Source organism: Clostridium sp. (genome assembly GCF_021443865.1).
GTDB lineage: Bacteria > Bacillota > Clostridia > Clostridiales > Clostridiaceae > Clostridium.
In genome coordinates, this window is the sequence record NZ_JABUTB010000063.1 from 12,379 (window position 1) to 24,461 (window position 12,083).

Sequence of the window (12,083 nt, forward strand, 5' to 3'; positions counted from 1 at the left end):
ATATTTTTAGTAATTTGGAACAAATTACTTCAATAATTCTACATTTTACATTCTAAATTATGAGCTGCTTAATGCAGCTCATTTATATTTCATTCATAACAGCTACAGCTAATAATCTAGGCCCAGAATGTATTCCAACAGCAGGAGTAATTGTTCCTTTATAAATAAATGTAGTGTTTTTATGCTTTTGTAAAAGCTCTTTAAGTTTTTCTGCTTCTTCGTGCATTGTACCAGTCATTATAATAACTTTACTTTTCCCTTTATCTAAAATTTCTGAGGCTAAAGAAGTAAGTTTGTTAAAGGCTTGCTTTGATCCTCTTACCTTAGTGTAGGTTGTATAAGCCCCATCTTCATCCATAGTGATTATAGGCTTTAAATTTAACATTTCGCCAATTCCACCAGATACCTTACCTATTCTTCCACCCTTTATTAAGTATTCTAATGTATCTACAGTGAAGTACATCCATAAATTTTCTCTTAATTTTGGAATCATATTACAAATATATTGAAAGCTCTTATTCTCTTCTATCATTTTACCAACTTCAATTACAATTAATCCTACAGCCATAGATAATATTTTTGTATCAAAAATAAATGAATTAATATTTTTATAATTCTCACTTGCAAGTCTGAAGCTATTTATTGTTCCAGATAAACCAGAAGAAACAGGTAAAACTATTGCATGAGTATAACCTTCTCTAATTAATTCATCATATAAATTAGAAACATCATCAACTGAAGGCATTGAAGTAGTAGGTAACTCCTCAGGTAATTTAGAATAAACCTCTTCAGGAGAAATAGTAACACCATCAATATACTCTTTAGTTTTGTATAATATTTTTAAAGAAACAATTTTAACATTGTATTTCTCTACGTATTCTTTAGGTAATCCACAAGTACTATCTGTAATTAAAGCTATTTTACTCATAATAACATTCCTTTCTTTATTATATATATTAATAAAGTATCATAAAATGAAATGAAAGACAACATATAGTTATTAAAACTATATGATATTTTGTTTATGTAATAGTATCAAAAAAGTACCTTATTCAATTTATTTGAATATTGTGATATATTAATAGAAAATGAAGGGAGTGGTTAAGTGAATTATTTGATACTTTTCTTAGAAGGAATAATTACCTTCATTTCACCTTGTATTTTACCTATGATACCTATATATATATCATATTTTATGGGAGATAATGATAATAAAAATAATAATAAAGCTTTACTTAATTCTATAGGTTTTGTTATTGGATTTTCAGTAGTATTTACAGTTTTAGGTGCGGCAGCAGGAACCTTTGGATCTTTTATACAAAAGTATATGAAACTATTTAATATAATAGCAGGCTTATTATTAATAGTTTTTGGATTAAATTACATTGGTGTATTTAAAATTACTTTCTTACAAAAGAGTCTTAAATTAAAGAATAAAACCAATTTAAATAAATTAAATTTAACTTCATCTATATTATTTGGTATGATATTTGCAATTGGATGGACTCCTTGTGTAGGAACTTTCTTAGGAGCTGCTTTAATGATAGCTGCTAATTCACAAGATACATTAAAGGGTGTTTTAATGCTTTTATCCTATAGCTTAGGACTTGGTATACCATTTATAATTTCAGCTATATTAATTGAAAATCTTAAGAGTGTTTTTAAATTTATTAAAAGAAATTATAAGATTATAAATACTGTATCAGGAATATTACTTATAATAATAGGATTAATGATGATGACTGGTTACTTAAATCTATTATTATCTTGGTTAACATTTAATTAGGAGGTTAATTTATGAAAGACAAAATGAAAATAGTAGTGTTAATAGTATCTTTAATTTTATTAATAGTTATTGTAAAGTTTGGATATGAATATTTATCAGGTTCATACGTACCTAATGAGATTGATTCATTGCAAACAGAAGTAAAACAAGCCAATGATTTCACTGTATATAATGAAGAAGGCAATGTAGTAAAATTATCTGACTTTAAGGATAAAAAGCCAGTAGTAGTCAATATATGGGCTAGTTGGTGTGGACCTTGTAGAGAAGAAATGCCATATTTTGAAGAGGCTATAAGGGAATATGGAGATGATGTAGAAATACTAATGGTTAATTTAACTGACGGAAAAAGAGAAACAAAGGAAAAAGCATTAAAGTTTTTAGAAGATAATAATTTAGATATGAAGGTTGTATTTGATAAGGAGCTTAGTGCTGCAAATGCCTATAATATTATGGGTATTCCTAGAACTATTTTTATAAATAAAGCTGGGGAAGTTGCTTATGACAGAGAAGGCTTAATAGATAAGAATACACTTTTTGACAATATTAATAAGATAATAAAATAGTAAAATTAAGAGAGGGTTAAGCTACTATTATAGCTTCTCTCTCTATTTTTATAGTAAAATATTTATATAGCAATAAATTAGTGGGGTGAGAGAATGGATAGCAAAAAGATTCTTAGTTTAATAAAAAAGGAAGAGGGAGTAAAATTAGATTTTAAATTGAAGCTATCCTTAGAGCAGGAAAGTAGCAAAAAGGAGTTAGCAAAAGATGTTTGTGCAATAGCAAATTCAAGAGGGGGAAGAGGTTACATAATAATAGGAGTTGAGGACAAGTCAAAAAGGATAGTTGGATTAGAAGATAATGAAGTCATTAATGAAGAACAAGTTCAACAAATAATTACCTCAAGATGTGAGCCTCCAATTCCAATTTCTGTAGATAACTTATTAATAGAAAACAAAAAAGTTTCTATAATAACAATATATGATGGAGAACAAAAACCATACCAAGTTAGAGAAAATGGGGCCTTTTATATTAGAAGAGGTTCAACTACTGACACTATGAGAAAACAAGAATTATTAGAATCCTTTGAAGAAAATTTGGATTTCTTTATAGAAACTTCTAGAATAGTAAAAAGCAATATAAGCTTTTTAGATGAGTCTATATATAAAAACTATTTTAAAAATAAAGGTATTGAAATAAACGAAGAAAATAAAGAGTTTTTACTTGAAACCTCAAGAATTATATCAAGAGATAAGGAAAATGGAGAATTTAATTGTACCTTAGGCGGATTGTTAGTATTTTCAAATGTTAATAGTCTTTGGTTGCCTCATAATATTATAAGAATTAATAATAAGCTAAATATTAATAAGGATGAAGTTATAATAGTTCAAGGTAATGTATTAAATATGATTGATAAAGCAAGTAGAGAGGTTTCAGATATTCTGCCAAAGGATTATCCTATAAATGCAGTAATTGAAGCAATCAATAATGCAGTATTATATAGAGATTATTCAGTATTTGATAAGATGATAGATATTTATATAAGTAACAAAGAAGTTATAATAACAAGTCCAGGAGCTATAACTGGAAATAGTATATCAATTAACAACATAAATCAAAGCAAGAGAAATATGTGGTTATATGAAAAACTAATTACAATAGATAATAATAAGAGGTTTTTAAATAATGGTCAAGGATTTGTAAGAATAAAAAAAGCTTTTAATAATAGTAGAAAGGTTAAATTTATTAACTCTATTAAGGAGGATTATTTTAAAGTGGTTTTACCAGGAATAAAACTTTCTAATAAGTAAATATACTAGGTTTGTGACTTTATCACAAATCTAGTATATTTATTTCTTTATAATAGTAGAGAGGTGATAATATTGAAAAGATTTTATTTGATATTGACTATGATTTTAAGTGCTTTTATAATTTCAGGTTGTAGTAATGTAGTAAAGGAAAATAGTATAAATGATAATGAAAGTAGGGTTGTTGAAATAACCGCTGAAGAAGCAAAAGAAGAAATTGAAAAAGGAAACGTTGTTATATTAGATGTTAGAACTAAAGAAGAATATGAAAGTGGACATATAGAAAATAGTATATTAATTCCACTAGACGAAATAAAGGTAGAAGCAGAGAATATACTTAATGATAAAGACAAAAAAATACTAGTTTATTGTAGAAGTGGCAATAGAAGTGCTACAGCAGCAAATTTATTAGTTGAAATGGGATATAATAATATATATGATTTTTGTGGCATAAAAGATTGGACATATGAAATTGTTAAGTAATAATTAATTGGTTGAAAATTAATAGCACTATGATATAATAACTATTATTAAATAATAATACATAATTATATAAATAAGGAGTTTAGTAATGAATAGTAAAGTGGAGTTAGTATTCGAAAATAATGAGTATGTGGTTAAAGTAAATAATTCAATTATAAATAAGGGAAATGATTTAGAAAAAGCATATGAACAATTTAAAAGTGTAATAAGCAATAATAAATCAGCTGAAGCCAAAGCTTGGGATGATATAGTTGAAAAATTTCATGGCTTAGATAATAAAAATTTAGAAATAAATAATGAGTATAGAACAATGACTTATGGAAATATGAAATATTTTTATAATATGGGAAAAGTATTTTATATGGTGAGTGGTAAAATGGTACCTTTAATTGGAGGTTATAGTTTATTTAAATTTACTTTAAATGAAGTTAGCAATGGCGATTTAGAAAAAGCAAATGAATTTATAGAATTCTGTAAGGAGCTTATGTTAAAAGATGTTAATTATAGAGTTACTGATTCTAGTATAATTGTTTCAAGTGCTAGTTTTAACTATGGATCAGCTGAATATAATTTCTTAAGTGGAAAGATTAATAAGGGGGCTTCAATAGCTCAAGGAAGTTTTGAAGATTTTAAGATATATGTATTAGATATACTAAAAAAAAGATAAATTAATACCTTCATAGTAGAAGGAGATAAATACTATATAGTTGTGATTAGAAGAAAATCAGAGGTTGCAAATATATAATATTTATCTCCTTTTTTACAAATAACTTATAGATTGTAAAATTTTATATAAATTTGATAAAATAACAAATAATAACTAATATATTTGCAATAAATAAATGTATTAATTAGCATAATGTAAAATTTGGGTAAATCATTGTAGGTGTTTTAGTATATATAATATAATATGTATATAATTATTATGTGTATAGTGGGAGTGAGTAGTTATGAATGATGGATATGAGAGTTTTGAATCTGACTTTAATATTTTTAATAATAAAATGTCACTATTAATTGATTCTAGAAATAAAGAAGAAATAATAAAGGTTATTAAGGCAAAGCATTCTTCAGAAATTTATGATGAGGTAGATAAAGAACATAAAATGGACGACCTTATTATATGGAATGCAATCTATACAAGAGAAATAATAAGAAATGGAATTGCAAAGAAGTATTTACATCCAATATATAATAAATTTTATAGAAGAATTAAAGAAGCAAGTTCTATATTTATAATGCAAGAAATAGAATTAGATATGATAAACGAATATATGGAATTATTAATTCACGATACAGAAATTACAGATAGTTTTACAGTAAACAAGCTTCTACAAGCTCTTCATTTGAATATTGAAAATCACATATCCCTAGAAGAAATATGTAAAACTTTAAATATTTCAGTTGGATATGCATCCACATGTTTTAAAAAATATAAAGGGATATCAATAATGAAATATTTAAGGGAAATAAAAATTGAAAGAGCTAAGATTTTATTATTAAGTACTGAAAAAAGCATCTTGGAGATAAGTATTTTATTAGGATTCCATGATCAAAGCCACTTTACAAATACCTTTAAAAAGCTAGTAGGAGTTTCCCCACTTAAATATAGAAATAAAAATTATTCAGTATAATGGTAATTTTATTGATAAAGTGCTAAATAAATACTATAATTAATTAAAAACAAATATAAGGGGGCAAAAAAATGTCAGATAATTGGAGTTTAAAAGAACTTTATCCCTCATTTACATCTAAAGAATTTCTTGAAGATTTAGATAAGGTTGATAAAAGTATTAATGATTTAAAAGTTTTTTCAGGAAACTTAAATAAAGAAAAGGATACATTAAGTGCTTTAGAGGATATAATTAATAATCTTGAAAATATATATCTTCTTATTAGTAAAGTAGCTTCATTTGCAAGTTTAACTGTTAGTGCTGATTCAAAAAATGTTGAAGGTAGAAAGTACTTAGATGTTATAAATAACAAATATAGTCTTTTAGCAGAACCTTTAACTAAAATTTATAAATGGATTGCTAGCGTAGAAAATATAGATGAAGTAATTAATAAATCAACTTTATTAAAAGAGCATGAGTTTATAATAAAAGAAATAATAGGCAAGAATAAATATATGCTAAGTGATAAAGAAGAAGCTATAATAGCTAAGATGAGAACCACAGGTTCAGATGCTTGGTCAAACTATAAGGATTATTTAATATCAACACATAAGGTAGATATTAATGTAGATGGAAAGGAAGAATCACTTCCATTAACTGTTGTATTAAATATGGCATATAGCAAGGACAAAGAAGTTAGAAAAAAGGCTTATGAAGCAGAAATTAAATCTTATGAAAAAATAGAAGAAGGTGTAGCAGCTTCATTAAATGGAATTAAGGGAGAAGTAATAACTACTTCAAATCTTAAGGGTTATAAATCACCTCTTCATATGACATTAGAAGAATCTAGAATGGATGAAGATATTTTAAATGCTATGCTTACAGCTATTAAAGAAAGTTTACCTACATTTAGAAAATATTTAAGAAGAAAAGCAGAAATTTTAGGACATAAAAATGGGCTTCCATTTTACGATTTATATGCTCCTGTAATAGAAAAAGAAATGAAATTTACCTTTGAAGAAGGAAAAGCTTTTGTAGAAAAGAATTTTAGAAAGTTTAGTGATAATTTAGCTAACTATGTTTTAAAGGCTTATGAAAATAATTGGCTAGATGTTTATCCTAAGGAAGGTAAAGTAGGAGGAGCATTCTGTGCAAGTATTAAAGATATTGGAGAAAGTAGAATATTATTAAACTATGGAAATAGTTTTAGTGATGTTGTAACTATGGCACATGAGCTTGGACATGGATTCCATGGAGAATGCTTAAATAACGAGACTATGTTAAATTCAGAATATCCTATGACACTTGCAGAAACAGCTTCTAATTTCTGTGAAATAATTATTAAAAAGAGTGCTGTAAAAGAAGCAAGTAAAGAAGAAGCATTTGCTATTTTAGAAGCTGAAATTTCAGATTGTAATCAAGTTATAGTAGATATATACTCAAGATTCTTATTTGAAAGTGAAGTTTTTGAAAAGAGAAAAGAAAGTTCTTTATCAGTAGAAGAAATAAGTAATGCAATGCTTAATGCACAAAAGGAAGCTTATGGAGATGGATTAGATAACAATTATCTTCATAAATATATGTGGACTTGGAAACCACATTATTACTATGCAACTGCAAACTTCTATAACTTCCCATATGCCTTTGGAAATTTATTTGCTAAGGGACTATATGCAGAATATTTAAAGAGAGGCGATAGCTTCTGTAAGGAATATGAAGAATTATTAGCAGTTACAGGTAAAAAGAGTGTTGCAGATGTAACTAAGATAATGAATATAGATGTTCATGATGTTAACTTCTGGAGAAGTTCATTAAAGCTTATTGAAGAAGATATAGAAAAATTCATTGAATTAAGCTATGAAATAAAATAATAGTGAAGAGTTAAGAGTTTAGGAAAAAACTCCTATGGAGTTTTTGAAATGTGATTATATAAATTGAGCTGCCTATAAGACAGCTCAATTTTTAATTTTTTCATTCTTTCATTTCAATTTGATTTGAACTATTTCACTTCTGCTTCCTAATCTAAGAGGAGGTCCCCAGGTACCGTAACCTGATGAAACTATAACATTCAAATTATCCTTTTTTAAGTATCCATAATCAACTTCGAAAATTTTGTTAGTAACTAGGTTACCAGGAAGGATTTGCCCTTTATGTGTGTGCCCTGATAGTTGCAAATCAATATTAGCATTTAAGCTTTCATTTATATACTGTGGATTGTGATCAATAACTATTAAAGGCTTAGAACTATCCAAATCCTTTGTTAAACCCTCTAGAGTAGCTCGATCTTCTTTGCCATATCTATTTACTGTTATATCATCTCTTCCAATTATATAGAAATCATCATTAATTAAAACTGATTCATCTCTTAAAACAGTAATGGAATTTTCTTTAAGGATATCTACAATGGTATCTTCCTCTTTTGTTAAAACATCATGATTTCCTAGGGTAGCAAAAGTTCCATATTTAGATTTTATATTAGAAAACTCCACAGCCATATTATGATTTAAAAAAGGAGTAATATCACTATCAATAATATCCCCAGCAATAATAACTAAATCAGGGTTTAACTCATTTATTTCAGTTACCATACTTTTTAATCTGTTATTTTTCATAATATTACCTAAGTGTAAGTCAGAAACCATAACTATATTTAAGGGCTCTTTTAATGTATCCTTTTCAATATCAATATCAAAGGATTTAACATAAGAGTTATTAGCATTATAGGTACCAATTATTATAAATATTATAAATACTATAGACATTAATACAGTTTCCATAATATATATTTTATTATTTAATAAAGAAGATTTTTTTAATATTAAATTAATTAGCCCTAAAATTGGAAATATTAATGAACCATACATAAGTAACCCAAGCCAATAAGAGCCAATAAATGAAAAGAAATTGTTTAATCTATAAGGTAAATACTTAGTAAGTGCCATAGAAGCTATATAAGATGATGCTAAGGCACAAAAGGCTATCCAAAAGGGTAAAGGAGATATATTAGTAGTAATTTTAAGCCCTTTAAATATTACCTTTCCTATATAAAAGTTTAAGATAGAATATAAGCTGAAAAAGATAGTGTAAAATATTATATATTTATCTTTCATTTGTATCCACTCCCAGAAATTCTTTTTTATTATTATAGCATATTGGTAATGTTTGAAGTAATAGTATAATATAACTTAAGATACTTTTAATAGGGGAGTGATATAAAATGTCTTTAAATAAAGAACAATCAATAGTTGTAAATGAACTAGAAAGAAATGTTTTACTTCTTGCGTCAGCAGGAACAGGTAAAACTAACACACTATCTATTAGAATTTCAAATATAATAAATTCTAACAAAGCTAAAGCTGAAGAAATATTATGTATTACCTTTACTAATAAAGCCTGTGCAGAAATGAAGGGTAGAATTGAAGATATTGTAGGAGAAAAAGCAAAGGGTATAACTATTAGAACCTTTCATAGCTTTTGCTTTGATTTAATAAAGAGTGAAGCTAAAAAGAGAACGGATATATTTACTGATTTCTTAGTATTTGATGAAGAAGATTGTAAGGAAATAATAAAGGAATGTAATTATTATAATTACCCAGTAAATAAGCTTCAGCAATTTATAGAATTAGTTAAAATAGAAAATACAAAACATAATTTTAAGGAAGAGGATTCTTTAAAAAATTATTATAAAGTAGTTAAGTATATATTTAAATATCAAGGAGATAAAATTAAATCAATTTGTAGTAATAGGGGAAATCAAGACCTAAAGATGAAGGAATTTCTAGAGAGTAAGGGAGGAGAATTAGTAACACTATATAATTCTCTACTTTATAGTAATCATGGGTTAGATTTTGCAGATTTAACTATAAAGGCTAAGGAATTGCTTACAGACGAAAATTTAGTAGAAGCTTTAAAGAAGCAATTTAAGTATATTAATATTGATGAAGTACAAGATACTAGTACCTTAGAATATTCAATAATTGAAAAAATATTTGGGAATAATAATATATTACTTTGTGGAGATATGTTTCAAACCATTTATGGTTGGAGGGGATCTGAACCTGAAAAAATATTAGATTTATTTAAAAAAGATTATAATCCAACAGAAGTTATATTTACTAAGAATTATAGATCTACAAAATATATTACAGATGGTTCATTGAGTTTTTTAGAAAATGCCTTCAATAAGAAGTATTCCTCTATATATAAGGATAAAATTACATCAATTACTAATGAAAAGGGAGATAAAATTAAGCTAAGAAAAGCAAAGAATTTAAGGGAAGAAGCAAGATTTATTTTTGATGAAATTAGAAAGTTAGAAAAGGCTGGAGAAGACCTTTCAAAAGCTTGTATATTAAGTAGAGATAATAGTTACAATATAAATTTAAGTAGAGAACTAGGGAATATAATAGGTTATGAGGGAGCTAATTTTGAATTTATATTAGTTGATCAGTTTAAATTCTTTAGAAGACAAGAAATAAAGGATGTAATAGCCTTTTTAAAACTTATTGCTAATAGATATGATAATGTTAGTTTAAAAAGGATAGTTAAAAGGTTACCAACTGGTATTGGAGAAGCTACATTAAGGGCTATTGATTCAAAGGAATATAAGGAAGTTGGAATAGCACTTACAGACTTTATTGATGAAAATGTAAAAGTATATGGAGAAAAATATTCTTTATTAATAGAAGAATTTCAAAAAGACAATGTAATTGTATTTGATGTTGAGAGTACAGGAACAGATGTTACAGAGGATGAAATAATTCAAATTGCTGCAGTTAAGATTAATTCTAAGGGTGAAGTTATAGATAGCTTTGAAAAGTTCTTGAAAAACAAAAAATCTGTAGAAGGCTCCTATAAGGTACATGGATTTAGTGATGAGTTTTTACAGGAAAAAGGAGAAGATAAGAATAAGGTTTTAAATGAATTTCTTGAGTTTTCTAAGGATTCAATTATAGTTGGTCATAATGTTCAATATGATATAAATATTTTAACCAGTGAACTTAGTAGAAATAGATTAGAAGGACCAAAATTTAAAGCTTTTTACGACACATTAGATATATATAGAAGATTTCATACTAAATTACAAAACTATAAGCTAGAAACCTTAAGTAGAGTATTTAATACAGATAATAAACCAAGTCATGATGCTATGGATGATATATTAGCAACTAAAGACTTATTAGTAAGAGCTATTTTAGAGGACTTAATGCCAACTTCCTTTAAAAGAATTAGTTTAATTAGTAATCATTTAAATGCCTTTACAAAAATTAATACTGCATTAAATATATTATTTGAAAGAGCTAAAAATAGAAGACCAGATGAAATAATTGTAGATATAATAAAAGGCTTTAGCTTAAAAACCTTATATAGTGGAAGAAGTAGTGAAATTGAAAAAGAAGCCAATGAAAAAATAGAAAGACTTAGAGACTTTTATGTTTTAGTTAAGGAATTAGATGATAAAGAAAAAAGTTATAGAGATTCTTTATTAGATATAATTAGAATAACAGGGTTATCTAATGGTGAACTAGAAAGTTTAATTGTAAATAGAACTAACAAAAAGAGAATACCTATTATTACAGTTCATCAAGCTAAGGGACTTGAATTTGATATAGTATTTATATGTGGACTTCAAGAAGGGGTTTTCCCTTCATATATGGCATTAAAATCAAATAATTTAGAAGAAGAAATGAGAACCTTCTATGTGGCTTTAACTAGGGCAAAGAAGCATCTATATTTAACATGTCATGAGTATGAGGACTATGGTAGAGAAAATAGAATAAGTGGCTTCATTAATAATATAAATAAAGAATATATGGATAATGATTATTAATTATAGTATAATGAAGTAAATTTATTAAACAGCGAGGAAGAAAAAATAATGAAGTATGATTTAAATATTTATAATCTTGGACAATTGTTAACTAAGATTACAGAGGTATATAGTGTTAACATATTAGTTAAGTCAAAGCTTAGTGGAGGGTGGATGACTATAACTGGAGAAGTAGAAGTTATAGCGGCACCAGAAGATAAGGTAGTGGTAAAAGGAAATAATATAATTACTTTAAAGGTAAAGGATAGTTGCTTAGAAGGAAGTTTATTAAAGATAACTGGAGCAAAGGATGGATTATTTAATATAGATTTATCTCCAACTAAATATAGAGAACTTGGTAATACAGGTCTTAACTTAAATAAGGTAAAGACGAATAATAATGAAACTAAGCTAAGAATTGATGAAGATATAATTTTTACAATTAGAAATGCATCAGTAGAAAATATAGATAATATTATTAAAGGTATTTAATAACTTAAAATTTCTTAATTTAAAAGGCTCCCTATTAAACTTGACCCTGTCAAGTAGACAATAGGAAAAAAGACTCTTCATTATGCGGCATG

At 26.3% G+C, this 12,083-nt stretch carries 11 protein-coding genes; 9 read left to right on the forward strand and 2 right to left on the reverse strand.

What is annotated here, in order from left to right; translation table 11 throughout:
* Positions 1-82 precede the first annotated feature (82 nt).
* The gene (locus tag HUJ77_RS11340; RefSeq protein WP_291708709.1) at positions 83-928 is read right to left on the reverse strand and encodes a DegV family protein; all 846 of its coding nucleotides are present in this window, start codon (positions 926-928) and stop codon (positions 83-85) included.
* Positions 929-1,105: 177 nt separating this feature from the next.
* Here HUJ77_RS11340 and HUJ77_RS11345 point away from each other — a divergent pair, with 177 nt between their 5' ends.
* From HUJ77_RS11345 to HUJ77_RS11375, 7 genes are all read left to right on the forward strand, one after another.
* Entirely contained in the window at positions 1,106-1,786 is a 681-nt protein-coding gene (locus HUJ77_RS11345; protein ID WP_291708710.1) for a cytochrome c biogenesis protein CcdA, read from the forward strand.
* Between the two features lie 11 nt (positions 1,787-1,797).
* On the forward strand, positions 1,798-2,349 hold the full coding sequence (locus tag HUJ77_RS11350; protein ID WP_291708711.1) for a TlpA disulfide reductase family protein: 552 nt from the start codon (positions 1,798-1,800) through the stop codon (positions 2,347-2,349).
* Positions 2,350-2,442: 93 nt separating this feature from the next.
* The gene (locus HUJ77_RS11355) at positions 2,443-3,597 is read left to right on the forward strand and encodes an RNA-binding domain-containing protein (protein ID WP_291708712.1); all 1,155 of its coding nucleotides are present in this window, start codon (positions 2,443-2,445) and stop codon (positions 3,595-3,597) included.
* A gap of 72 nt (positions 3,598-3,669) precedes the next feature.
* Entirely contained in the window at positions 3,670-4,077 is a 408-nt protein-coding gene (locus HUJ77_RS11360) for a rhodanese-like domain-containing protein (RefSeq protein ID WP_291708714.1), read from the forward strand.
* Positions 4,078-4,165: 88 nt separating this feature from the next.
* Complete coding sequence (locus HUJ77_RS11365; protein ID WP_291708715.1) at positions 4,166-4,744, forward strand: hypothetical protein; 579 nt, start codon at positions 4,166-4,168, stop codon at positions 4,742-4,744.
* A gap of 283 nt (positions 4,745-5,027) precedes the next feature.
* The gene (locus HUJ77_RS11370; protein WP_291708717.1) at positions 5,028-5,711 is read left to right on the forward strand and encodes an AraC family transcriptional regulator; all 684 of its coding nucleotides are present in this window, start codon (positions 5,028-5,030) and stop codon (positions 5,709-5,711) included.
* 71 nt (positions 5,712-5,782) lie between these two features.
* Positions 5,783-7,561 (forward strand): M3 family oligoendopeptidase, encoded by a 1,779-nt coding sequence (locus HUJ77_RS11375; protein ID WP_291708719.1) that lies wholly within the window; start codon positions 5,783-5,785, stop codon positions 7,559-7,561.
* 108 nt (positions 7,562-7,669) lie between these two features.
* On the opposite strand, the gene HUJ77_RS11380 is transcribed toward HUJ77_RS11375, so the two are convergent.
* Entirely contained in the window at positions 7,670-8,800 is a 1,131-nt protein-coding gene (locus HUJ77_RS11380) for a metallophosphoesterase (RefSeq protein WP_291708720.1), read from the reverse strand.
* Positions 8,801-8,907: 107 nt separating this feature from the next.
* Between HUJ77_RS11380 and HUJ77_RS11385 the strand changes: the two genes are divergently transcribed.
* Both HUJ77_RS11385 and HUJ77_RS11390 read left to right on the forward strand, forming a co-directional pair.
* Complete coding sequence (locus HUJ77_RS11385) at positions 8,908-11,520, forward strand: 3'-5' exonuclease (RefSeq protein WP_291708722.1); 2,613 nt, start codon at positions 8,908-8,910, stop codon at positions 11,518-11,520.
* 48 nt (positions 11,521-11,568) lie between these two features.
* Positions 11,569-11,991 (forward strand): UDP-N-acetylglucosamine pyrophosphorylase, encoded by a 423-nt coding sequence (locus HUJ77_RS11390; protein ID WP_291708723.1) that lies wholly within the window; start codon positions 11,569-11,571, stop codon positions 11,989-11,991.
* The last annotated feature ends 92 nt before the right edge of the window (positions 11,992-12,083 follow it).